The 23309-nt window shown below is 50.4% G+C and carries 23 protein-coding genes; 3 read left to right on the forward strand and 20 right to left on the reverse strand.

Features of this window, described 5'->3' with window-relative positions; genetic code table 11:
- Nucleotides 1-137: 137 nt before the first annotated feature.
- The 6 genes from VSQ62_RS18775 to mtaB are packed head-to-tail and all read right to left on the reverse strand — an operon-like array spanning nucleotide 138 to nucleotide 4653.
- Entirely contained in the window at nucleotides 138-1805 is a 1668-nt protein-coding gene (locus VSQ62_RS18775) for a ribonuclease J (protein WP_334636290.1), read from the reverse strand.
- A gap of 31 nt (nucleotides 1806-1836) precedes the next feature.
- Nucleotides 1837-2292: a Fur family transcriptional regulator gene (locus VSQ62_RS18780; protein WP_334636291.1), complete on the reverse strand. Its 456-nt coding sequence runs from the start codon at nucleotides 2290-2292 to the stop codon at nucleotides 1837-1839.
- A 6-nt stretch (nucleotides 2293-2298) separates the two neighbouring features.
- Nucleotides 2299-2559 (reverse strand): DUF1292 domain-containing protein, encoded by a 261-nt coding sequence (locus VSQ62_RS18785; RefSeq protein WP_334636293.1) that lies wholly within the window; start codon nucleotides 2557-2559, stop codon nucleotides 2299-2301.
- Nucleotides 2560-2568: 9 nt separating this feature from the next.
- Nucleotides 2569-3012 (reverse strand): Holliday junction resolvase RuvX, encoded by a 444-nt coding sequence (gene ruvX, locus VSQ62_RS18790; RefSeq protein ID WP_334636294.1) that lies wholly within the window; start codon nucleotides 3010-3012, stop codon nucleotides 2569-2571.
- A 3-nt stretch (nucleotides 3013-3015) separates the two neighbouring features.
- Complete coding sequence (locus VSQ62_RS18795; RefSeq protein ID WP_334636295.1) at nucleotides 3016-3279, reverse strand: IreB family regulatory phosphoprotein; 264 nt, start codon at nucleotides 3277-3279, stop codon at nucleotides 3016-3018.
- A 57-nt stretch (nucleotides 3280-3336) separates the two neighbouring features.
- Nucleotides 3337-4653, reverse strand: a complete 1317-nt coding sequence (mtaB, locus tag VSQ62_RS18800) for a tRNA (N(6)-L-threonylcarbamoyladenosine(37)-C(2))-methylthiotransferase MtaB (RefSeq protein WP_334636296.1) — start codon at nucleotides 4651-4653, stop codon at nucleotides 3337-3339.
- A 147-nt stretch (nucleotides 4654-4800) separates the two neighbouring features.
- Here mtaB and VSQ62_RS18805 point away from each other — a divergent pair, with 147 nt between their 5' ends.
- Nucleotides 4801-5037, forward strand: a complete 237-nt coding sequence (locus VSQ62_RS18805) for an HPr family phosphocarrier protein (protein WP_334636297.1) — start codon at nucleotides 4801-4803, stop codon at nucleotides 5035-5037.
- Between the two features lie 78 nt (nucleotides 5038-5115).
- On the opposite strand, the gene thiI is transcribed toward VSQ62_RS18805, so the two are convergent.
- Genes thiI through VSQ62_RS18840 form a run of 7 tightly spaced genes read right to left on the reverse strand, consistent with a single transcriptional unit; the run spans nucleotide 5116 to nucleotide 11188 of the window.
- Nucleotides 5116-6297, reverse strand: coding sequence for a tRNA uracil 4-sulfurtransferase ThiI (gene thiI, locus VSQ62_RS18810; RefSeq protein WP_334636298.1), 1182 nt, complete (start codon nucleotides 6295-6297; stop codon nucleotides 5116-5118).
- 29 nt (nucleotides 6298-6326) lie between these two features.
- A complete protein-coding gene (locus VSQ62_RS18815; protein ID WP_334636299.1) occupies nucleotides 6327-7484 on the reverse strand; it encodes a cysteine desulfurase family protein in 1158 nt (385 codons plus the stop codon).
- 44 nt (nucleotides 7485-7528) lie between these two features.
- On the reverse strand, nucleotides 7529-8266 hold the full coding sequence (locus tag VSQ62_RS18820; protein WP_334637710.1) for a 16S rRNA (uracil(1498)-N(3))-methyltransferase: 738 nt from the start codon (nucleotides 8264-8266) through the stop codon (nucleotides 7529-7531).
- A gap of 8 nt (nucleotides 8267-8274) precedes the next feature.
- Entirely contained in the window at nucleotides 8275-9228 is a 954-nt protein-coding gene (gene prmA, locus VSQ62_RS18825; RefSeq protein WP_334636300.1) for a 50S ribosomal protein L11 methyltransferase, read from the reverse strand.
- A 38-nt stretch (nucleotides 9229-9266) separates the two neighbouring features.
- Complete coding sequence (locus VSQ62_RS18830) at nucleotides 9267-9836, reverse strand: manganese efflux pump MntP (RefSeq protein ID WP_334636301.1); 570 nt, start codon at nucleotides 9834-9836, stop codon at nucleotides 9267-9269.
- Nucleotides 9837-9875: 39 nt separating this feature from the next.
- Nucleotides 9876-10841 carry an adenosine deaminase gene (gene add, locus VSQ62_RS18835; protein WP_334636302.1) on the reverse strand — a complete coding sequence of 322 codons (966 nt, stop codon included), beginning with the start codon at nucleotides 10839-10841 and terminating at the stop codon, nucleotides 9876-9878.
- 2 nt (nucleotides 10842-10843) lie between these two features.
- Complete coding sequence (locus tag VSQ62_RS18840; RefSeq protein ID WP_334636303.1) at nucleotides 10844-11188, reverse strand: arsenate reductase family protein; 345 nt, start codon at nucleotides 11186-11188, stop codon at nucleotides 10844-10846.
- A gap of 152 nt (nucleotides 11189-11340) precedes the next feature.
- On the opposite strand from VSQ62_RS18840, the gene pdaA reads away from it, so the two are divergent.
- On the forward strand, nucleotides 11341-12207 hold the full coding sequence (pdaA, locus tag VSQ62_RS18845) for a delta-lactam-biosynthetic de-N-acetylase (RefSeq protein WP_334636304.1): 867 nt from the start codon (nucleotides 11341-11343) through the stop codon (nucleotides 12205-12207).
- 73 nt (nucleotides 12208-12280) lie between these two features.
- Here the strand turns inward: pdaA and glmS are convergent, their stop codons facing one another.
- From glmS to VSQ62_RS18880, 7 genes are all read right to left on the reverse strand, one after another.
- The gene (gene glmS, locus VSQ62_RS18850; RefSeq protein ID WP_334636305.1) at nucleotides 12281-14107 is read right to left on the reverse strand and encodes a glutamine--fructose-6-phosphate transaminase (isomerizing); all 1827 of its coding nucleotides are present in this window, start codon (nucleotides 14105-14107) and stop codon (nucleotides 12281-12283) included.
- Nucleotides 14108-14126: 19 nt separating this feature from the next.
- A complete protein-coding gene (locus VSQ62_RS18855) occupies nucleotides 14127-15674 on the reverse strand; it encodes a cohesin domain-containing protein (protein WP_334636306.1) in 1548 nt (515 codons plus the stop codon).
- Nucleotides 15675-15718: 44 nt separating this feature from the next.
- Entirely contained in the window at nucleotides 15719-17128 is a 1410-nt protein-coding gene (locus tag VSQ62_RS18860) for an LCP family protein (protein WP_334636307.1), read from the reverse strand.
- 114 nt (nucleotides 17129-17242) lie between these two features.
- Nucleotides 17243-18181, reverse strand: coding sequence for a glycosyltransferase family 2 protein (locus VSQ62_RS18865; RefSeq protein ID WP_334636308.1), 939 nt, complete (start codon nucleotides 18179-18181; stop codon nucleotides 17243-17245).
- On the reverse strand, nucleotides 18120-19493 hold the full coding sequence (locus VSQ62_RS18870; RefSeq protein ID WP_334636309.1) for an O-antigen polymerase: 1374 nt from the start codon (nucleotides 19491-19493) through the stop codon (nucleotides 18120-18122). The genes VSQ62_RS18865 and VSQ62_RS18870 overlap by 62 nt, the downstream gene beginning before the upstream one ends.
- On the reverse strand, nucleotides 19490-20608 hold the full coding sequence (locus VSQ62_RS18875) for an LCP family protein (protein WP_334636310.1): 1119 nt from the start codon (nucleotides 20606-20608) through the stop codon (nucleotides 19490-19492). Before VSQ62_RS18875 ends, VSQ62_RS18870 begins: the two co-directional genes overlap by 4 nt.
- Nucleotides 20609-20627: 19 nt before the next feature.
- The gene (locus VSQ62_RS18880) at nucleotides 20628-22031 is read right to left on the reverse strand and encodes an undecaprenyl-phosphate glucose phosphotransferase (RefSeq protein WP_334636311.1); all 1404 of its coding nucleotides are present in this window, start codon (nucleotides 22029-22031) and stop codon (nucleotides 20628-20630) included.
- 229 nt (nucleotides 22032-22260) lie between these two features.
- On the opposite strand from VSQ62_RS18880, the gene VSQ62_RS18885 reads away from it, so the two are divergent.
- Nucleotides 22261-23241 (forward strand): glycosyltransferase family 2 protein, encoded by a 981-nt coding sequence (locus VSQ62_RS18885; protein ID WP_334636312.1) that lies wholly within the window; start codon nucleotides 22261-22263, stop codon nucleotides 23239-23241.
- The last annotated feature ends 68 nt before the right edge of the window (nucleotides 23242-23309 follow it).

The raw sequence follows: 23309 nt of genomic DNA on the forward strand, positions 1-23309 counted from the left end.
CCGTATATAAAACCAAACTACTACTCTATTAATATATCACCATTGTATCATAATGTCAAAACTATAGTTGGCATTAAAAACCGAAGGCTGCCTAAAGATCACATCCTCTTCGGCAGCCCCCTGACTTTTATATATTTTTACACATCCATAATGATCGGGAGCACCATCGGCTTCCTCTTGGTCCTCTTCCAGATAAATTCATTCATGGTATCCCGGATCACCATCTTGATCTTACTCCAATCCGCATTGCGCTGGTGCAGAAGGCAATCCTCCACCGCATCCGACACAACCTTCCTGGCTTCTTCCATCAAGCCTTCGGACTCTCTGACATACACAAAACCGCGGGATACGATATCCGGCCCTGCAAGAAGCTGATTGCTTCCCTTCTCCAGGGTGAGTACCACGATCAGGATACCGTCCTCTGCAAGATGCTGTCTGTCGCGCAGCACGATATTGCCTACATCGCCTACGCCAAGGCCGTCCACAAGGATCTCCCCTGTGTGTACCTTGTCCACCACCTTCGCTTCCTGAGCATTCAGCTCCAGTACATCGCCTGAATGAAGAATGAATACATTCTCCTTAGGGATTCCCAGAGTCGTCGCAACGCCCGCATTCGCCTTCAGATGCCGGTACTCTCCATGTACCGGAATCGCGTACTTAGGCTTAACCAGAGAATAGATGAGCTTCAATTCTTCCTGACATGCATGGCCTGATACATGAGCGTCCGAGAAGATAACATTCGCCCCTTTCGCCGACAGCTCGTTGATCACTCTGGACACCGACTTCTCGTTGCCCGGGATCGGGTTCGAACTGAAAATCACCGTATCGCCCGGCATGATCGATACCTTCTTATGCACATCCGCCGCCATGCGGGACAGCGCCGCCATAGATTCTCCCTGGCTGCCTGTCGTGATCAGAACAGTCTTCTCCGGCGGATAATTCTTAAGCTGATCGATCTCGATCAGTGTCTTGTCCGGTACATTCAGATACCCCAATTCCTGGGCCACCTGAATGATATTCACCATGCTGCGCCCCTCAACCACTACCTTGCGGTCATATTTGCAGGCAGAATTGATGATCTGCTGCACACGGTCCACATTGGACGCAAAGGTCGCAATAATGATCCTCGTGTTCTGATGTTCCGCGAAAATATGGTCAAAAGTGATCCCGACCGTCCGCTCCGACTGTGTGAAACCCTTACGCTCCGCATTGGTGCTGTCCGACATCAGGGCAAGCACGCCCTTCTTCCCGATCTCCGCAAACCGCTGCAGATCTATCGCATCTCCGAATACCGGAGTATAATCTACCTTGAAATCTCCCGTATGCACGACGATACCAGCCGGGGAATAAAGCGCCAGCGCCGCCGCGTCCTGGATACTGTGGTTTGTCTTGATGAATTCAATCCTGAACTGTCCCAAGTTGATCGACTGCCCATGCTTCACCACTTTCCTGCGTGTTGTCCTGAGCAGGTTATGCTCCGTAAGCTTCCTCTCGATGATTCCCATTGTAAGCTTCGTCGCATAGATAGGAAGATTCATCTCCCTTAACACATAACACAGCGCCCCGATATGATCTTCGTGTCCGTGGGTGATCACAAACCCTTTCACCTTCTGGATATTATCCTTCAGGTAGGTAACGTCCGGGATCACAAGGTCGATCCCCAGCATATCGTCCTCCGGGAATGCCAGACCGCAATCCACGACAATAATACTGTCTTCATATTCGAAGGCAGTGATGTTCATTCCTATCTTCTCCAAGCCTCCAAGCGGAATGATTCGCAATTTTCCATTGTTTTCTTTCTTCAAGTTTACACCTCCACGTGCGTCTCCGTTCTTACTATCTCTGCTTTGTCAAGCACTCTTCGCATTGTCCGTAGAACTTTAATTCGTGGTCTGACACCTGGAAGCCCGTCTCCTGCTCAACCAGACGCTCCAGTTCATCCAGGAGGTCTTCTTCAAACGGAACCACTTTCCCACATGTCTTACATATCAAATGGTGATGATGATGCTTTGTTTCCCCGTCAAACAAATCGCTGATCTCATAGCGCAGGCATCCGTCATCAAGATTGATCCGATCCACCAATTGCATTTCCCGTAACAACTGCACTGTCCGGTAAATGGTAGCCAGTCCGATCTCCGGATAGTCTTCCTTCACCAGCTCATAAATGTCTTCTGCAGTCATATGCTTGTCGCGATGATCTGCAAGTACCTCTAATACAAGCAACCTCTGATTGGTTACCTTAAGACCCTTATCTTTGAGCATTTTTTTGAAATTCTCTTTACTGATGGACATAGTATATTACCTTTCGATCTCAATATCCTCAAGCAGCTCTTCGAATACCTTAGAAACAGCCGTAAGCTCCACATCATCCTCCACGATCTCATAGATACTGTCTGCCGCCGTCTCCTTCGTCATCTCCTTCAGGATCAGGCACTCCGCGTCGCCCTCGTCTGAATCTGTCACCAGAATATAGGATACTCCGTTCACCTTCGTCTGTTCAAGTACAAAAAGGTCCACTTCTTCCTGCATCTCTTCCGACCTGAATCTTATCTTCTCCATATATACACCTCAAAAATGATCCTGGATCTGAACTCCTGCTTTATAATCCAGATATCCCTGCAATATAAAAACAGCCGCAATCTTATCGATATATTTCTTGCGGTCCTCTCTCCTAACCTTATTCTCAATTAAAGTCCGCTCTGCTTCTACAGTAGTCAGACGCTCGTCCCACATCACGACCTCAAGGCCGGTCCGCCGTCTAAGCATCTCCCCGAATTCCATGGACCGTCTGGCCCGATCTCCGATATCATTGTTCATGTGCTTCGGAAGTCCAAGTACAATCTGCCCCACCTCATACTCGCTGATCAGTTCCTCAATACGCGCACAGGTTCTGCGCAGCTTGTTCTCATCCTTACGGCAAATCGTCTCTATTCCCTGGGCAGTGATCCCCAAAGGGTCACTGATCGCTACGCCCACCGTCTTAGAACCGTAGTCCAGTCCCATGATTCTCATAGATTATACCCACTTATTATGCTCGATATACGTCCTGAGCATCTCTTCTACCAGTTCATCCCGCTCCATCTTCATGATCAGACTTCTCGCGCCGTCGTAACTTGTAATATATGTCGGATCCCCTGACATAATATATCCCACAATCTGGTTCACCGGATTATATCCTTTTTCGCTTAATGCCCTGTACACAATCTCAAGTATATCTTTTGCCTGAATCTGCGGACCGCTTTCTACCTGAAAAAACTGTGTGCTGCTTAAATCTCTCATATACTCACGTCCTCCAAAAATACTTCACTGTTATTCTAACCCATTGACCGGAAAAATTCAATGCATTATTTGCAAACGATTCTTAATTTCTACATTTACTATCTGATTCACCCTGTTTTCGTCCGTTTTCTGTCCAACCTTCACATATTCTCTGGTATGACCGACCTGATACCGCTCTCCCTCTACAAGGATATCTTCTTCCATCAGAACCTCCTGCACCGTCCCGATCAGCTCTTCTTCATATTCCCCGCGTTTTCTTCTTCCAAGGGCAAGCAGGTCGCTGCTCCTTCTGTTCTTGATCTCCTCCGGTACCTGGTTCTCCATCATAGCCGCCCTTGTTCCGGTCCGCTTCGAATATTTGAACACATGGGTCTCATAGAAATCCACCTTGTCTATAAACGCCCTGGACTTCGCATATTCTTCTTCCGTCTCGCCGGGGAATCCAACGATCACATCCGTCGTCAAGGCCGGACGGGCGAAATATTTCCGCAGGAGGGTACATTTCTCATAATATTCTCCGGATGTATACCGGCGGTTCATCCTCTTAAGGGTTGCATCGCAGCCGCTCTGCAGAGACAGATGGAAATGCGGGCAGATCTTGGGAAGCTTCGCGATCGCAGCCGTGAATTCCTCCGTGATGATCCCAGGTTCCAAGGATCCCAGGCGGATCCGCCTGATCCCAGGGATCTCATGTATCGCGAGGATCAGCCCTAACAGGCTGTCTCCCGTATCAACGCCATAAGAGCTTAGGTGAATTCCCGTCAACACCACTTCTTTATAGCCGTTGTCTGCCAATCGCCGTACTTCTCCTGTCACACTGTCCCTGCTACGGCTTCTGACACGCCCTCTGGCATAGGGGATGATACAGTAGGAGCAGAACTGGTTGCACCCGTCCTGGACCTTCACATAGACACGGGTATGCTCTGCCGTGCTCTCAAGCTTAAGCTCCTCATACTCCCTGACACGGTTAATATCCGCCAGTTCCACACGCCTGTCACAGAACCTTCCTGCTTCTGACCTGATCTGTCCCTGCCTGTTTTCCTCAAAAGCCTTAAGTATCTCGATCAGATCCTTCTTCCGGTTATTCCCGATCACAATATCCACGCTCTCGTCTAACTCCCCCTGCTTCGCCTGCACATAACAGCCGCATGCCACCACAACCGCATCCGGATTCTTCTTTCTCGCCCGATGCAGCATCTGCCTTGACTTGCGGTCCGCCACATTGGTGACCGTGCAGGTATTCACGATATAGACATCCGCCGTATCCTGAAACGGTACGATCTCATATCCGTTCTTCACCAACAGCTCCTGCATTGCCTCCGTCTCATACCCGTTCACCTTACACCCCAGATTATGTAATGCCGCCTTTTTCATAATTTCTCCTTTTTTCCAACTTTTGCAAATTGTTTCTTGACTTTTCCACCTCTTCCTCTTAAGATGGATATACAACAGTTACTTGCTCGCAAGTCTGCTGTAAATAACAAACACAATATAGAATCATTGACAGGGAGGTATTTTCCAATGAAAACAGTTCAGATATCATTAAACTCTATTGACAAGGTAAAATCTTTTGTAAATGATATCACCAAATTCGATTATGACTTCGATCTGGTATCCGGCAGATACGTAATTGACGCCAAATCCATCATGGGTATCTTCAGCCTGGATCTCTCCAAGCCGATCGACCTTAACATCCACGCCGACACCGCAGTGATCGACACGATCCTCGAAGCGTTGAAGGCTTATATCTGTGAATAACCGCCGTGCATGGCACGCATATAAGCTTTGGCAGTAAGGGCCGGTCTGCTTTGCAGACCCGGTCCTTTTCATTTGTATCTATTTTACCTCAATAATCTCCGCAGTGTCTATCGCCTGCCGGAACAGCTCGTCTATCTTCTCCTCAAGCTTCTCCTCCGACCGGCGGATAACCTCTACATTGGGCTTCGTCACCGGATGCTTCGCCACAAATATGGTACAGCAGTCCTCAAACGGCAGGATGGAAGTCTCATAGGTCCCGATCTTCTCCGCGATATTCACGATCTCCTGCTTGTCATAACCGATCACCGGCCTGTACACCGGGATCGTACACACATCATTGGTCGCGGCAAGGCTCTGCATCGTCTGGCTCGCCACCTGTCCGATGCTCTCGCCTGTGATCAGCCCGAGACACCCGTCCGTCTTCGCAAAATGCTCCGCGATCCGCATCATGTACCGGCGCATAATAATGGTCAGCTCGTCATGAGGGCACTGGTCATAAATATATAACTGGATGTCTGTAAAATTCACCACATGGAGCTTCACCGGACCTGCGTATCTCGACACGATCCTCGCCAGATCCACCACCTTCTGCTTCGCGCGCTCACTTGTATATGGAGGCGCATGGAAATAGGTCGCCTCGATCCCGACTCCCCGCTTGGAGATCATATAGCCCGCCACCGGACTGTCGATCCCGCCGGAGAGCAGAAGCATTGCCTTCCCATTGGTTCCGACAGGCATCCCGCCCGCTCCGGGAATGATCTGAGAATAGACATAGATCTCGTTACGGATCTCCACATTCAGCATCACGTCAGGATGATGCACATCCACCTTCGTCTCCGGGAACGCCTCGAGAATTACTTCGCCCAAATCACAGTTGATCTCCATAGAAGTCCTTGGGTAAGACTTCCTTGCGCGCCTGGCTTCCACCTTGAAGGTCAGGCGCTTGTCCGGATAAGCCTCGTCCATGTAAGCAACCACATCCTTCTTAAGCTGTTCAAAACCCTGATCCTCCATACGGACTACCGGACAGATCCCCACGATCCCGAACACCCTCTTCAGATGCTCCACCGCATCCTCATAATCATAATCTTCCCCGCAGTCCACATAGATCCTGGCCTGGGACTTATGAACCTCAAACTCGCCGTCTACGTCCTTCAGTGCGAACCGCACCTGCCTGACGAGCGCGTCCTCAAACAGATAGCGGTTCTTGCCTTTGATCCCGATCTCACCGTATTTTATTAAAAAAGTATGATATCTCATATCCTTTCTCCTCTGATCTCAAATTCTCTTCAACGCCTGGTATATTTCCGAAGCCTTGGTACTATATTATATAGGGTATCTAAAGTATAGTCAATCTCCTGCAGTGTTGTAAATTCTGACATACTGAATCTTAATGTGGCATCCAGGAATTCCTGTCTTGCCCCGATGCCTCTGAGGACGCCGCTGACCTGAGGGTGATTGGACGCGCATGCCGAACCGGAGGATACATAGATTCCTTTTTCCTCCAGAGCATGCAGGAGCACTTCGCTTCGGATACCCGCAAAGCCGACGCTGATGATATGCGGGGCCGACGTCTCGTCATACAGGCCGTGGATCGTCGTGTCCTCGATTCCGCCGACTCCCTCGATAAAATGCTTCTTAAGGCTTCTCATCTTCGCAACCTTCACATCCAGATCTTGATAGATCGTCTTCGCGGCAAGCGAAAGCCCCGCGATCCCCGGAACGTTCTCCGTACCGGAGCGGACATTCTTCTGCTGCTCCCCGCCGTACACGATGGGCTTGATCTTCACATTCTCCCCGATATATAAGACTCCCGTTCCCTTTGGTCCATGGATCTTATGGCCGCTTACAGAGCACAGGTCTACCTTAAGCTTCCCGGGATAGATCCGGTATTTGCCAAAGCCCTGTACGGCGTCCACATGAAACAGGATGTTCTTATTGTATGCTTTCACGATACTCGCCGCTTCCTGGATTGGCTGTACGGAGCCGACTTCGTTGTTCACGTACATGACGGACACCAGGATCGTATCCTCGCACAGCGCCTCCTTAAGCGCCTCCAGCTTGATCCTTCCGTAACGGTCCACCGGGAGATAGGTCACACGGAACCCCTCTTCCTCCAGGTGGCGCATGGTATTGATGATGGCAGGATGCTCGATGGCTGAGGTGATCAGATGCTTCCCTGCCCGCTGGTTTGCATGTGCAGCGCCGCGAAGCGCCAGGTTATCGCTCTCCGTACCTCCGGAAGTAAAGAAGATCTCCTTATCCTTCACCTTCAAAAGCTTCGCAAATGTTTCTTTTGCTTCTTTTATATATTGCTCTGCCTCGACTCCCTTGGCATGCATGGAGGACGGATTGCCGTAATCCTTGCACATGACCTTCCTGACAATATCGCCTACGCACTCATAAGCCATCGTCGTCGCAGAGTTATCTAAATATACTTCTTCCATTCATTTCACTCCTGATTATTATTTTCTTACTACCAGAATATGCATTAATCCTCCAAATGGAACATAAGGATCGACAGCGCCGCCAAACCGGCGGTCTCCGTCCGCAGGATACGCCTTCCAAGTGTGATCGCCTTCGCCCCGTGTTCTAAGGCCTGCTCCACCTCTTCCCTCTCGAATCCGCCCTCAGGGCCGATGAATACTGCGACGGACTGCCCGGGCCGGATCGACTTGATGACACTCTTCGTCTCGTTCATGCCCCGTTCCAGCTCATAAGGGATCAACAGCACATCCAGTTCCTTCGCGTACTCAAGCGCATCCCGGTAAGACATCACCGGCGTCACCTTGGGGATATACCCCCGCCCTGCCTGCTTCGCCGCACTCCTTGCAATCTCCTGCCACCGCTCTGTCTTCTTCGCCGCCTTCTTCGCATCCAGCTTCACTACGGAACGTCTGGTGCTGACCGGAATTACCTGGGCTGCCCCAAGCTCTACCGCCTTCTGTACGATCAGCTCCATCTTGTCCTGCTTAGGAAGCCCCTGAAACAGACAGATCCTGGAAGCAAGCTCTGTATCCGCCTGCATCTTCTCAAGGATCCGAAGGAAGACCGTATCCTCCCTATATGCTTCTACCGCGCACCGGTACTTCAGATTATCCCCGTCGCTTACCATCAGTTCCTCGCCGATTCTCATGCGAAGAACATTCTTCATATGGTTCACATCCGAACCTTCTATATAGATCTGCCCTTCCCGAACCTGGGCGGGCGTCACAAAAAAGTGCTGCATCTCTTCTCCTAATTCTTTCTCGCCGTCACAGATACCCATTCTCCCTGACGGTTCACTTCCAGAACCTCTAACCCCGCTGCCTTCACTGCCTCTGCAACGGCCGTCTCCTTACCGTCTATGATCCCGCTGGTGATATAGATCCCTCCCGTCTTCATCTGACGGACGATGACCGGCGTCAGCGGTACCAGTACTTCCGCCAGGATATTGGCGGCGACCACATCATATCTCTCATATCCAACGGCATCCTGCACCGCCTGATCGTCTATGATATTCCCGATCATGACCTCGTACTGCTCACTTGAGATGCCGTTGACCTCCATATTCTCATGGGCCGCGTCAATGGCGTTAGGGTCTAAGTCCGTTCCCACCGAATAAGCTGCCCCGAACTTAAGCGCAAGCATGCCAAGGATACCGCTGCCGCATCCCACATCCAGAATCCGCGCTCCCTCTGTAACGTATTTCTTCAGCTGGCGGATGCATAGCTGGGTCGTCTCATGCGTTCCCGTCCCAAACGCCGTTCCCGGATCAATGTGGATGACCAGCTTGTCTTCATCCTTTGCCTCCACCTTCTCCCAGGACGGGATCACCAGGATATCGTCGATATAGAACTGGTGGAAATACTGCTTCCAGTTATTTACCCAGTCTACATCCTCCGTCTGTGACTCCTCGATGGTACATTCCCCCACATCAAGGAAGTCCCGCATCTCCTCCAGTTCTTTCCTGACCTTCATCAATATGGTTCCCTGGTCCTCCCCCTCGTCCAGATAAAAGGTCAAATAAGCCTTCCCGTCATCCTCCGGGATGTCAGGAAGGATGTCCACGAACATCTGCTCCTTATCCTCCTTCGTCAGGGGCACCTTATCCTCGATCTGGACTCCCTGGATCCCCAGGTCCATCAGCATACTGCTTACAATATCCTCTGCCTCTGCGGTCGTCGTCAACCGAAACTGATTCCATCTCATGATTCTTCTCCTTCACTTACACCTGTTCTATCGCAGACTTATACGCCCAAATGCTCAAGCAGAATCTTCACCCCCATAAGGATCAGGATGATCCCGCCTAAAAGCTGCGCCTTCGCCTGATATCTTGTCCCGAATATATTGCCTATTCTAACACCTGCAACGGATAAAGTAAATGTGATCATCCCGATAAAACTGACTGCAGGTACGATATCCACCTTCAGAAAGGCGAATGTCACTCCCACCGCAAGCGCGTCGATACTTGTGGCCACCGCAAGCCCCAGCATCGTCCGCACATCCAGGGACGCATCCGTATCCTGGCAGCATTCCTCATCCCCGCTCTTAAAAACCTCCCGGACCATATTGCCGCCTATAAAGCCAAGCAGGATAAATGCGATCCAGTGATCAATGGAGGTGATGATATCACGAAACTGCACCCCCAGGAAATACCCCGCCAGAGGCATACCCGCCTGGAATATTCCAAAATACGCTCCTACAAGACACGCCTTGCTCCACGTACATCTCTTCATTGCAAGCCCCTTACAGACGGATACGGCGAACGCATCCATCGAAAGCCCCACCGCGATCAGAAATAACTCCGCGACTCCCATATTACTGCTCCCTTCTTTTGTAAACTCCCTCTATGGCTGTCAAAACGCCGCGTCCCGGGCATTCTTAAGAAGAACCTCCGCTTCCGCCCGGGTCAGGCCGTATTCCTGTGCAAGCAATGCGAATTCCCTGCCTACCCAAGTATCCGACACAGTCATATTGTCACTGTTCACCGTCGCCTTGATTCCCCTTCGCAGATATTCCCGAAGCGGGTAATCCGAAAGACTCGTTACCGCCTTGGTCTGCAGATTGCTGGACGGGCACATCTCAAGGACGATCCCTCGTCTCGCAAGCTCTTCCATCAGCTTCTCATCTTCTGCGGCGCGCACTCCATGCCCGATCCTTACAGCGCCGAATTCCAACGCCTTCCAGATACTCTCCGGCCCATCCGCCTCTCCCGCGTGAATGGTGAACGGCACGCCCAGTTCTCTTGCCAAGCTAAATTCTTCTTTAAAATCCCCTGTGGGATACAATCCTTCCGCCCCAGCCAGATCTACCGCTGCCGCACCCTTCTTAAGATACTTTGCCGCGGTACGCACCGTCTCAAGATTCGCCTCATGAGTTGCATCCCCTCTCATACAGCAGAGGACCGCTTTCAGCAAGATCCGTCCCCGGCTCTCTTCCATGACCTTTCCAAATCCCGCAAGCGCCGCCTGTACCGCCTCATCCTGCGTAAGTCCAAGCTGCCCGTGGAGCTGCGGCGCGAAACGGACTTCCGCATAACTAAGACCCTTCTTATCAAGCTCTCTCCCAAGTTCATAAGACGCCGTCTCAATATTCTCCGCCGTCTGCAGTATCATCAGCGGGATCTCGAAACACCGGAGATATTCATTGAGATTCTGACACTCCGTCTGCGCTGTAATATATGGTCTCAATCCTTCCTCCGTCTGCGCCGGAAGCGCAATATTATCCTTATCCGCAAGCTTCAGGATCGTTCCCGCAGGCAAGGATCCGTCCAGATGCAGATGCAGGTCTATCCGTCCATATTTCTCCATAAAATCACTCATTCTTACAGCTTCTCCCATTCCTTCTCACGAAAACCGGTCAAAACAGTTGTATCCGTCACCAGAACCGGACGCTTCACCAGCATCCCGTCCGAAGCCAGCAGCTCATACTGCTCTTCCTCTGTCATATCGGGTAGCTTATCTTTAAGCTGCATCTCACGGTAGAGCATCCCGCTGGTGTTAAAGAACTTCTTAAGAGGCATCCCGCTCTTAACATGCCATTCCTTCAATTCTTCTTTGGTCGGATTCTGCTCCTTGATATCCCTCTCCGTAAATTCAAAACCATGTTCCTCCAACCATTTCTTTGCCTTCTGGCAGGTGCTGCATTTCTTGTAATGTACCAATAACATCCTTCTTCCTCCTAATGCCAATTATTCAGACGTACTAAACTGTTACTCATTCTACACTCTTTCGGACAACTTTGCAAGGCAATGCAGAGCAACTGTGAGACGAATAGTTTCCGGATAACAGACATATATTACTAAAAACGAATGGAGTACCTATGCCATTTCACAAAAAACAGCTCAAGATCGCCGGCATTGCCCTTCTATTGATCGCATCCTACTTTGCCGGCCATTTTGCCGCCATGCAGTTCGCTCCCCAGGAGATCGACCCAGGCGTCCTAGGCTCTGACGAATCAGATTCAGCCGCCGTATCCTCCGCCATCGCACCCGCCGCCGACAACTGGGGACTAAGCTTCCAGGAAGAAGGGCAGCCGCCGGTCGCCAACGCCACCTTCGGCGAACTGGAAAAATATGATACATACTATGCGGAAGATACCGATGAAAAGGTGATCTACCTGACCTTCGACTGCGGCTATGAGAACGGAAATACCGCGCCGATCCTGGACGCCCTGAAAAAACACAACGCCAACGCCGCCTTCTTCGTCGTCGGCAATTTTATCTCCACAAGCCCTGACCTGATCAAGCGTATGCATGAGGAGGGCCATACTGTAGGCAACCATACCTATAACCATCCGGATATGTCGAAGATCTCCACAAAAGAAGCATTCGAAAAGGAATTAAAGGATGTGGAAGACGCTTACAAAGAGATCACCGGAGAAGAGATGACCCGGTACTACCGCCCTCCCCAGGGCAAATACAGCACTGAGAATCTTCAGATGGCAAAGGATATGGGCTATCACACATTCTTCTGGAGCCTCGCCTATGTGGACTGGTATCAGGATAAGCAGCCTTCCCGTGAGGAAGCCTTCGACAAGCTCTTAGGGCGCATCCATCCGGGCGCGATCGTACTGCTGCACAGCACCTCCAGCACCAACGGCGAGATATTAGACGAACTGCTGGGCAAATGGGAAGAGATGGGCTATACCTTCCAGAGTCTTGATCACCTGATTGATAAAATGAACTAACATGCAAACAGGTACAGGGAAAAACACAGTTGGGGACATAGTAAAATTGAATTTTACTATGTCCCCAACTGCATTACTCTACCGTCACGGACTTCGCCAGATTCCTTGGCTTATCCACATCACACCCGCGTCCCACCGCGATATAGTATGCGAACAGCTGCAGCGGAATAATCGCCAGCGAATTGGTGAAATACCTGTTCGTCTCTGGTATATAGATGACATAATCCGCCGCCTTCTCAACCTCCGTATTGCCCTCGACAGTGACCGCCATCACGAACGCACCTCTGGTACGCACCTCTTCCATATTGCTGATCATCTTCTTATACAGGTCTTTCTGAGTCAGCACCGCCGCAACCAGCGTCCCCTCCTCCACAAGAGAGATCGTGCCGTGCTTCAGCTCGCCTGCGGCATAGGCTTCCGAATGGATATAGGAGATCTCCTTCAGCTTCAATGACCCTTCCATTGAAATGGCATGGTCAATCCCGCGTCCGATGAAGAAGATATCCCTCGCCGCCAGATACCGGTTGGCGAATCTCTGGATCTTCTCCCGGTTATTCAGGATCATCTCGATCTGGGCAGGAAGAGCCTTCATCTCTCCCAACATCTCACTTAATTCCACATCGCCCAGTTCTCCCCTGACACAGGCAAACTTCATGGCAAGAAGATACATGGCGATAAGCTGTGCAGAGTATGCCTTGGTAGTTGCAACCGCAATCTCCGGTCCCGCCCAGGTGTACATGACATTGTCCGCCTCTCTTGCGATGGAACTGCCCACCACATTCACAACTCCAAGGACTCTCGCCCCCTGCTCCTTCGCTTCCCTGAGAGCAGCGAGAGTATCCGCCGTCTCCCCTGACTGGCTGATCACTACCACCATGGTATTCTCATTGAGGATCGGATTGCGGTAACGGAACTCCGATGCCATATCCACCTCAACCGGAATCCTGGCCAGCCCTTCCAGGATATACTTGCTGGTATAACCCACGTGGGAAGCCGATCCGCAGGCCACGATCATAATCTTCTGGATCTTCCTGATCTCCTCATCCGTCATCCCCAGCTCCTCGATCACGATCTTATTATCCTTCATCCTTGGTGAGAATGTATCCATAACCGCTTTCGGCTGTTCATACATCTCCTTGAGCATAAAATGTTCATAGCCGCCCTTCTCGGCAGCGTTCACATCCCACTCGATCCTGACAGACTCCTTGCTGATCGGTTCCTCATCCACACTGAAGAACTCCATCGACTCTTCTGTCATGCGGACGATCTCTTCATTCTCAATAAAATATACCTCTCTGGTATACCGAAGCACCGCCGGCACATCGGAGGCAATGATGCTGCCCCCGTCCGTATGCCCTACAATCAGCGGACTGTCCTTGCGCACCGCATAGAGTTCCTCCGGATGATCCTTGAAGATGATTCCCAGGGCATAAGACCCCTCCATACGGTGCATGATCTTGGTGATCGCCTGCAGCGGATTCCCCTGATAATAATAATCCAGAAGATGGGCAATGATCTCCGTATCCGTCTCGGACACAAACTGATACCCGTGCTTCTCAAGCTTTTTCTTTAATTTCAGATAATTCTCGATGATACCGTTGTGAACGACAACGATGCTTTGATCCTGATTAAAATGAGGATGAGCGTTCACATCCGACGGAGAACCATGGGTTGCCCACCGTGTATGTCCGATCCCCATCATCCCAGGCAGCGTCGCGCCGTCATGGGTCAACTCGCTTAACACCTTAAGCCTGCCCTTTGATTTGATCATATCGATCTCGCCGTTATTGCAGACGGCAATGCCCGCCGAATCATAACCTCTGTATTCCAGCTTTGCCAAACCGTCCAGCAGGATCGGCGCCGCCTGTTGATTGCCAATATAGCCAACTATTCCGCACATATCTCTCACTCCATAATTCTTAATCCAAATCTATGAAATCGACCTGGAACGCGTCATCCTTCTCCATATGCCCCCGTTTCTTCTTAGGCTGCTTACTTAACAGTTCATCCAGATCATCAATCATCTCAGAGGCATCCTCGCTGTCGTAGCCATAATCATCATCGTCATAGTAATCATCATCGCTGTCGTCATAATCGTCTTCATCATCGAAGTCTTCAAACACGCCTTCTTCCCGAAGATTCATCGTCTTCACAGGTACTCTTACAGCCGGCTTACTCTCTCCTTTTTTGGCTGAGATTTTTTTTTTGCCGCCGGAAGAACTCTGTGTCTTCTGCGGTTTCTGAGACTTCTGCGGCTTCTGAGACTTGGGTGTTCCAGGTATCTCGTCGTCGTCATCCATATCTATCCCATACTCGTCGTAGAGGTCATCCAACTCCAGATTGCGGTGATAAAGCTTCACCCCGATCACGATCATAATGATGACCAGGACCACGATCAACAGGCCGACCACGATCACGACAATATCCAGCATATTCTCGATAAACCGAAGAATCTTACCCCAGACTCCCTTCGCGGCCTTCTTCTCAGGCTCCGCCGCTCCCGCCTGCTGCACATATCTCTGGTAGGTTCCGTCCACCGTATCGTACTGGTACAGGGTCTTCTGCCCATCTGAACCCAACGCGTACACCACATAATAATCCGGATTATCCGAATCCTGCCATGCCGGGAACTCCTGGTCATTCAAGGTAAGCCTCGTCTCCTGAAAGCTCTCCGGAAGCTTGACCGAACCATCGTTCCTGAGCAATACGATATAACGGTCCGTGGCAATCTCTACCTGTTCAAAAGGCGTAAATGACCCGTCGTCCGTGCTGTACAGGAAGAACTTGGGATCTCCCCCTGCTGCCGGGGTTAAAAACAGCGCCGATAAGCCGTTGGGCGTCTCCTGCGTGACCACCTGGCAGGGCGTTCCTTCATAGGTCATCTCGGCTCTCACGAATCCACCCGGAATCACGGTATCCGGGAAGCCGTTCGTAATCTGATACTGAACCCCGTCCACTTCCACCTGCGGTCCGTCAGCGCTGATCGCCATCCCACCGCCGCCTTCTGCTCCTTCTGGCGCGATCAGCGACGGATCACCAGGTCCTATGCTGACTGTTGAACTGCCCTGTGTGATATCGTCTAATTCCGCTCCGGTGGCGTCGGTTCCGGATGCCTGGGAAACCTCAATCGTTGTAGTTCCCTCCTGAAGCGCCTGGAACTTCAGCGAGAAATCCATCGAAGACCCGCCTCCGCTTCCTGCTATGGTAATCGTACCCTCTCCTCCCGACGCGCTGTCGCCGCTCACGAACCTGAGCATACTTGTATCATAAGTCAGGACGGCATTCAGCGACTGGAGACTGGTAGACGTTGAAGAAAAATTCGCTACCACCTCCACCTCTGCCCCTACGGTCGTAGACGGATCTGTAAAATGCAGGTCTGCATATGCCGCATCAGCGACTATAGAAATACACGGACATAACATACCCACTAAAAGGATTAAAAATATTGCTTTCCTCAGCCTTCTCATGCACATTACCTCATATTCTTTCTCGTTCTTCACTTTACCGGCTACTATACGCCTTCGCCGTCACCATCGCCGGTATCACCGCCGGAAGAATCTCCGCCTCCCAACGAACCATTATCGCCGTCCGGATCACCGGTACCATCCGGATCATCGTCGCCGCCCGGATCATTACCTGTTCCGTTTCCTGTTCCGCTTCCCGTTCCACCGCCGCTTCCCATGCCTGTTCCGTCTCCGTTTCCTGTTCCGCTTCCCGTGCCGGAATAATCATTACCGCTGTTATCATTATATGAATTGCCTCCGGAATATGAACCATCGGAATTATAATATTCATCCGGCTGTTCCAGGTAGCCCTGGCTGCTCTCGTTCGTGTCCGCATCCCGGTCGCCCGCCTTATCTATTATGTTATTGCTGATGATCGATACGTCAGAAGAGACCGTGTATCCTTCACTGCTCCCAAACAGGAACTCATGAAGCTTCTTCACATTGTCCTCAAGGGTCACCGGTATTACAACGCTTCCGATATTCGACAATGTATCCGTCGTCTTGTCAAACGGGAATCCTATATTCTCTCCCAGCTTATACTCAAATGCATCCTGGGCATAATCCAGTATCTCTGCCAGAGTGAAATTCGTAGACACCTCCGGGAATATCTGGTCGATAACCGCGTTCAGCTGCATGAGCGAAGCGCTCTGCAACTTCTCCACGATCTTGGTAAGTACGTCTCTCTGTCTCTCCGTCCTTCGGAAATCATCTCCAAGAGTTCCCCGGATCCTCGCGTAAGCAGTCGCCTGGACTCCGTTCAGAAGCTGCAGGCCCGGCTCCGTCACACCGGGCGACAGCTTCCCGGTAACCTTCATGATCTCCGTCGCATACCCGCAGATATAAGACAGCTCCTCCTTCTGGACGTCGATCTCGATTCCTCCCACCGCATCGATCACGTCGATCAGCGCGTTAAAATTCACCGCCACATAATGCTCGATATCCAGATCCAGATTCCTGTTCAGAAGCGCGATCGCATCCTCCGGCCCCCCGTAGGAATACGCCGCATTCGCCTTGTCAAGCGTTCCGTCCTTCTGCTCTAAGAGCGTGTCTCTGTAGACGGACGAGATCTTCACCTCCAGTGTCTCCCGGTTCAGGCTGGCAATCATAATTGTATCGCTCCGGTTCCCTTCTGCCAGTCCGTCGTCGCGGGAATCCAGCCCGAATAACGCGACGTTCAGATAACCCGTTCCCCTTGCTCTGGATTTCTTCGTCTCCTTCGCCTCCACAGATACATTCAGTTCTTCCGGGTTCAGCTTGACCCGGTCTATCTTAGATAATTTGCTCGCCAGGATCCCGACTCCTGCCAATGCTACAAATGCTACTGTACCGCCAAGGATAATACCTATCGTCTTTCCAAGTGATCTGCCTTTCTTAGATCTGCGTCCTCGTCTATAGTGTTTCCTATCCCTCGCCATTATCCAATGTCCTTTCTGCTTCGTTCACTGCCAAACTATTACAGTCCGCTTCTGATAATACCATACATAATACTACCCTATTTTTCATAAAACTGCAACGAAAATATGGTTTTTTCACCTTTTTATCCAATACCCCGGACTCGCCGAACATCTTTCGACAATAAAAGACGGTAAGATGCGGTAGCTTTTTCCCATCCGGTAACCCGCATATTTACAGGCGCTTTTGTAAATCAGAGACGGAATCAGATACCCTCTCTTACTCTTCAGCAGATACTCCATCGTCTTACCGACCAGGCGGATCCCTTCGCTCTCCGAGCGAATCCCGGCAAATACCTCCGGATGGTCGGCCTGGGATACGGCCAGGTCAAAATTCCTCTTAAACTGCCGTATTCCCGAATAATTATGGGAATGTATCACCCGGGCGTCTGCCGCATAGGCGATCTTGTAACCGGACTTCACCATCTTCGCAGCCATGACCATATCCTCGTTGAATATTGTCTTCCGGGTAAATCCGCCCATCTCCCGGTAAATATCTCTTCGGTATGCCGCGCACACATCCGAACAGAAGAAGGTCTTGATCCCAAGCTCCTCCATATCCTCCTGCCCTTTGATACGGCTCTCCTTCGGATAATTAAAGCTTCTGGTATAGCGTTCGATCACGCCGCAGTCTTTCGCCGGAAGCTGACGGGCGTAAGAGATACCCACCTCATCCGACGAAAGCAGAGGCTTCAATAATTCTTCGATCATCCTCCTGTCTGCCGGCACCGCATCCTGGGTCATGAATACCATATATTCCGCATCGGACAGCGAGAATGCCATATCCCGTGTCGCGCCGTGGTCGAACTCCTCCGGCTCGATCTGCTTCATTGTAACCTTCTCCATCTTCTCATACTTCTCCGGGAAATCCCCTGACCTCGTATTAAGCAGCCAGATATGCCGCACCGGACAGCTCTGTTTCCCTAATCTCCGTATGATCTGATCAAGTCTCCCGTCAGGCCTGAATGTCGGAATCGCCACATCCACTTGTATCCAAGCATTCCTCAATCTTATCATCCCTTTTCTTTTTCTTATCATATCCTGTAAACCAGTACATCAACCCTGTCAGAGCCAGCCAGAACCAAGTGGTCGGATTACTGAACCAAGTGGTAAAAAAGGCAAGCCCCAGATAGATCGCCATCTGCCCATAGAACAGATAGGACACTGGATTGCTGCTTCTTTTGACCAGACGGATACACTGCTTGGCCGCAACGCCTATAAGCACTGCAAGCAGGAACACCCCGCCAATTCCAAAATCATAATACGCGTCATAGAACATGGTAAGCGTCGTAAGCTCCGGCTTGGTCAGATACAGAGCCTGACCTGTAAGCTCCGGGAAGACGAACTTAAGCCCTGTAAGCGCAAATACCGGGAACAGCATCCTGATCCCCCAGGTATGAGCGGTAAGCTGCTCTACCATACAGTTAAAATTCTCGAAGTTATTCGCCACGTACATATAAGGCTGCGTAACGAAGATCGGCATCTTCCCATACTTCATCTCAAAGATACTGTTCAGATAGGCCACATCATGGTGCCGGAATACTGTCAGTATGACATAGACCGGGATCAAAGCCAGGACCACCGCCGCGATCGTCCTTAGCCGCACCGTCTTATTGACCATAATATATGTAACCACCGCAAAACCTGCGGCGAACAGGAGCTGGAATCTGGACACGCACAGGATCGGCACCGCCGCCGCCGTAAGGTTGGCAAGCACAAGCACCGCCTTCTTCCCCATGCCTTTCCCTCCTCCGGCCTTAAGGTACAGCACCGTGATCGCCGGGATCAGGATACAGCTCACCGTAAAATAATGTACGCCCGATACATGAAAATAAGAATAAGCGTGAGGCTTGTCTGAGAACAGCGGAATAAATCCGACCTTCACCGCCTCGAACACAAAACACAATACAGAGACCGCAAAAAGCCCCACGATACACAAATAGAGCCTTCCTGCCAACACCGCATCCCTTTCGATCTCGCGTTTCTCTTCGTCCCGATACTGACGCCCCCATTCATATCCGATTCCAAAGCCGATATAGGCCAGGAAAAAGCACATCCAGGTAACATAACTCCAGTCTCCCTGGAGCCTGCTCAGCCGCAGACAGGCCAATCCCTGCCCGCCGACCCACGCAAGAGTAAACAGCGCCCTTAATTCCACAAGATTCTCAGCCTCTCTCGCCAGATGCACATACAGATACAACGCCTCTACGATCAGCAGGATCCCTGAAACATAGTAAAGCCTTGCAAGACTTGCTATATAGCTCGCAAGAAACATCAGCATATAAGTACCATATTCCATTATAATATCGTCGCGTCTTCTTCGCCTCATTGTGTATCCCCTTCAAATGTGGTCTGCATCGCCGCCGTGCCTTCCGTAATCCCTGACAGATAGATGATATCGTCATGGATCTGTTTGACCTTGCTTGACGGCTCATAATAATCTTCACTGAAGATCTCCTGGTGAAGCTGTGTCACATTGCTGTTAAAATCAATAGGTACTACAAACGATCCTTCATGGTTCCTGATATCCTCCGACGTCGTCACGGCGTATGGGAAGCCCGTTGTACCCACAATGTTATAATTCAAAATGTTAGCAGCAAATCCAAGCATATCACTTACTGACAGGCTCGTAGAGATCTGCGGAAATACTTCATTGACGATCTGGTTCAACGTGAAGATATTCGCCTTCTTCGCCTTGTCCGCCGTCAGTTGGAACACCTCCCTCTGCCGCTCCGTTCTCTTGAAATCCATTCCTTCCGTATAACGGATCCTTGCATAGCCTACGGCATGGACGCCGTCTAACAGATGGACTCCCGGATATATCTCGATAGGCTGCATATCCTTGCCCACGACCTGGGCAGTCTCGAACGCATAACCGTTACAGTAGACCGCTTCCTCCGCCGTCATATCCACCTCGATCCCGCCAAGCGCATCAATAACATCCACCAAAGCGCTGAAATTCACGCTGACATAATTACGGATATCCAGATCGAAATTCCGGTTCAACAGACTGATCGCCTCCTCCGGCCCTCCGATATTATACGCCGAATTCGCTTTGCCGTAGGCGCCGTCCGATAACTGCAGCAGCGTATCACGGTATACGGACACCAGTCTCACGTCATCCGTCTCATTGTTGATGCTCGCGATCATGATACAGTCGCTCTGTACTCCGCCTTCCAGCTCTCCTTCTCTCGAATCAAGGCCGAACAGCGCGATATTCGTATACGGCCCCGTATCTCTGTAGACCTCAAGCTTCTCCTGATCCAGCATCTTGATATCCAGCATATCAAGCTTCAGCATCCCGTATGCAACCGCACACAGAGCCGCTAATATGATCAGCTCCACGATCAGGATGATCAGTCTCTTTCTTCTGCGCTTCTTACGCCTGATCCGCTGCTTCTCCTTTGGCGACATCTTTTTATTCATGCTTCTCTTCTTGCTCATATTACCTCTCCTAAGCGGGCTAATATGCATTCTTATTTACAAAGCCCTTAAAAAATGTCAGGAAAATGATCTTAAAATCAAACCCCAATGTCCAATTCTCAATATAGTACAAATCGCACTCAATACGCCTGTATATAGAAGTATCCCCCCGGAATCCATTCACCTGCGCCCATCCGGTCAGACCTGGACGCACCTGGTGCTTCACCCGGTACCGCGGGATCTCTTCGCTGAATTTCTCAACAAACTGCGGGCGCTCCGGTCTTGGCCCGACCAGGCTCATATCGCCCTTTAACACGTTAAATAACTGAGGCAGCTCATCAATACTTGTCCTGCGGATGAACCTGCCGACGGTTGTGACTCTCGGGTCATTCTGCGTCGTCCATCCGCCCCTCTCCTTCTTCTCATCCTGCACCACCATAGAACGAAACTTGTACATCAGAAACGGCTTATTCTGGAATCCGATCCGCTCCTGCCTGAATATAAGCGGTCCCGGAGAAGTAGTCTTGATCACAACAGAGATAACCAGCATGACCGGTGAAAATAAAACCAGAGCGAAGACAGCGCCAAACAGGTCGACTCCCCTCTTGACAACCGCGTTCAATATATTGCTCAGCGGGACATGCCTGATATTCACCACCGGAAGCCCCAGAAGATCCTCCGTATAAGGCTTCGTCGGAATAATATTATTATAATCCGGAACAAACTTCGTATGCACGCCGGACTTCTCGCACATGCTCACGATATGCTCTAATTTATGATACTCTGCCAGTCCCAGGGTAATGATGATCTCATCCAGCCGGTTCTCAGGGAGAATGATGGTCAGATTCTCCGTTCTTCCAAGAACCTTCACGCCCCTGTATTCCGTCCCCCTGGGCACATTATCCGCAAGGATACCCCTCACGATATATCCCCAGCCCGGATTCGCCTTGATCCTGTCTACATACTGCTCCGCCGCACGGCTGTAGCCGATCAGCAGGATATGCTTCTGGTTATAACCCTTCCTGCGGATGTCACGGAGCCCTTCTCTTAAGATGTTACGGCCCACTACCTCTGTAAATACATTGACACAGAAGAAGATAAACATCATCGTTCTGGAAAAGTTCGGCTGATGCGCCAGATACAGGATCAGGATAAATGCCATAAGCCCGATCGTATTCGCCTGGATGATCCGCCATGCCTCAAGCCTCCTGCCCTGCACCCGCTTCGGTGTATAAAGCTGGAACACATAATAAAGGATCAGATATCCCGGAACAAGGAAGGTAAGCGCCTTCGTATACTCCTGCAGGGTCAGGTACCACGCCGCCGGCGCGAATATCCCGCTCCGGAATCTGATATACCACGATGCCACATAGGAAAACGCGATCACAACCGCATCTATTAATACATGAAGTGTATTCAATAATTTCTGATTATCTTTGATCATATATATTTACCTATAAATTCCTTTTTTGCATTACACTTTATCATACAACAAAACATCAAAGTCGACAACCCGTCACCGGGTACTTTTTCTTAACAATTTATTAATATATTAACTCTATTGTAATATTTGGAAACGATTATGAAAATTAATATAGCACATAATATAAATATTTGCTATAATAAACCAATAATCTAAGACAAAGAATCGGAATTAAACAGGAGTTTAACATATGAAAGTTACAATCATAATCCCTAATTATAACGGCTGCCGCTTCATGGAGCCGTGTCTGGCTTCCCTGAAAGAACAGACCTTCAAGGACTGCCGTATCCTTATCGTAGACAATGCTTCCACGGACGGAAGCCTCGAATATCTGCGCGGGAACTATCCGGATATCGAGGTTCTTGCCCTTGATAAGAACTATGGTTTCAGCAAGGCCGTCAATATCGGGATCCGGCATGCCAGGACGCCTTATGTCCTGCTGCTGAATAACGACACCACCGTGGATCCTCATTTTCTGGAAAAGATGGTACATGCTATAGAACAGTCGCCCCGTATCTTCTCTGTCGCCAGCAAGATGCTGCAGATGTATCACCCGGAGCTGATCGACGGAGCCGGGGATCTCTACACCCTGGTGGGCTGGGGCGTCGCCCGGGGATGCGGCAGGCCGGCATCTAATTACACCGAAGCGGACGAGGTCTTCTCCGCCTGTGCCGGCGCGGCAATCTACCGCCGGTCCGCTTTTAAAAAGATCGGGCTTTTTGACGAGAATCATTTTGCCTATCTGGAAGATATAGACGTGGCTTACCGCGCCAAGATCTATGGCTACAAGAATCTGTACTGCCCCACTGCTCTGGTCTTCCATGTGGGGAGCGGGACAAGCGGTTCTAAGTATAATTCTTTCAAGGTCCGCCTGTCCGCAAGGAACAGTGTCTATCTGAACTATAAGAATATGCCGGCAGGACAGCTTGCGCTTAATTTCATTCCTCTGCTTATGGGATACCTGGTCAAGTATGCTTTCTTCATGAAGATCGGATTCGGAATAGACTATAAAGAAGGGATCTTAGAGGGTCTTCGCAAGAGGAAGGTGCAGAAGAAGGTGCGCTTCCGGATGCGGCATCTGCCGAATTACGTGCGCATTGAACTGGAGCTTATAAGACATACCTTCGCATATGTGAAGGATTGGGGGCTGCGGAAGCTCTATAAGAAGTAAGGAAATTATATCAATTTAAGAAAAAGGCAGTACGGGGAAGAATATACTACTCCCTGTACTGCCTTTTT

This window comes from Sporofaciens sp. JLR.KK001, from assembly GCF_036941055.1.
Taxonomy (GTDB): domain Bacteria; phylum Bacillota; class Clostridia; order Lachnospirales; family Lachnospiraceae; genus Sporofaciens.

Coding starts and splice junctions, on each gene's coding strand:
- VSQ62_RS18780 (WP_334636291.1), bottom strand. CDS start 2,292: ATGTCCATCAGTAAAGAGAATTTCAAAAAAATGCTCAAAGATAAGGGT.
- VSQ62_RS18785 (WP_334636293.1), bottom strand. CDS start 2,559: ATGGAGAAGATAAGATTCAGGTCGGAAGAGATGCAGGAAGAAGTGGAC.
- ruvX (WP_334636294.1), bottom strand. CDS start 3,012: ATGAGAATCATGGGACTGGACTACGGTTCTAAGACGGTGGGCGTAGCG.
- VSQ62_RS18795 (WP_334636295.1), bottom strand. CDS start 3,279: ATGAGAGATTTAAGCAGCACACAGTTTTTTCAGGTAGAAAGCGGTCCG.
- mtaB (WP_334636296.1), bottom strand. CDS start 4,653: ATGAAAAAGGCGGCATTACATAATCTGGGGTGTAAGGTGAACGGGTAT.
- VSQ62_RS18805 (WP_334636297.1), top strand. CDS start 4,801: ATGAAAACAGTTCAGATATCATTAAACTCTATTGACAAGGTAAAATCT.
- thiI (WP_334636298.1), bottom strand. CDS start 6,297: ATGAGATATCATACTTTTTTAATAAAATACGGTGAGATCGGGATCAAA.
- VSQ62_RS18815 (WP_334636299.1), bottom strand. CDS start 7,484: ATGGAAGAAGTATATTTAGATAACTCTGCGACGACGATGGCTTATGAG.
- VSQ62_RS18820 (WP_334637710.1), bottom strand. CDS start 8,266: ATGCAGCACTTTTTTGTGACGCCCGCCCAGGTTCGGGAAGGGCAGATC.
- prmA (WP_334636300.1), bottom strand. CDS start 9,228: ATGAGATGGAATCAGTTTCGGTTGACGACGACCGCAGAGGCAGAGGAT.
- VSQ62_RS18830 (WP_334636301.1), bottom strand. CDS start 9,836: ATGGGAGTCGCGGAGTTATTTCTGATCGCGGTGGGGCTTTCGATGGAT.
- add (WP_334636302.1), bottom strand. CDS start 10,841: ATGAGTGATTTTATGGAGAAATATGGACGGATAGACCTGCATCTGCAT.
- VSQ62_RS18840 (WP_334636303.1), bottom strand. CDS start 11,188: ATGTTATTGGTACATTACAAGAAATGCAGCACCTGCCAGAAGGCAAAG.
- pdaA (WP_334636304.1), top strand. CDS start 11,341: ATGCCATTTCACAAAAAACAGCTCAAGATCGCCGGCATTGCCCTTCTA.
- glmS (WP_334636305.1), bottom strand. CDS start 14,107: ATGTGCGGAATAGTTGGCTATATTGGCAATCAACAGGCGGCGCCGATC.
- VSQ62_RS18855 (WP_334636306.1), bottom strand. CDS start 15,674: ATGAGAAGGCTGAGGAAAGCAATATTTTTAATCCTTTTAGTGGGTATG.
- VSQ62_RS18860 (WP_334636307.1), bottom strand. CDS start 17,128: ATGGCGAGGGATAGGAAACACTATAGACGAGGACGCAGATCTAAGAAA.
- VSQ62_RS18865 (WP_334636308.1), bottom strand. CDS start 18,181: ATGATAAGATTGAGGAATGCTTGGATACAAGTGGATGTGGCGATTCCG.
- VSQ62_RS18870 (WP_334636309.1), bottom strand. CDS start 19,493: ATGAGGCGAAGAAGACGCGACGATATTATAATGGAATATGGTACTTAT.
- VSQ62_RS18875 (WP_334636310.1), bottom strand. CDS start 20,608: ATGAGCAAGAAGAGAAGCATGAATAAAAAGATGTCGCCAAAGGAGAAG.
- VSQ62_RS18880 (WP_334636311.1), bottom strand. CDS start 22,031: ATGATCAAAGATAATCAGAAATTATTGAATACACTTCATGTATTAATA.
- VSQ62_RS18885 (WP_334636312.1), top strand. CDS start 22,261: ATGAAAGTTACAATCATAATCCCTAATTATAACGGCTGCCGCTTCATG.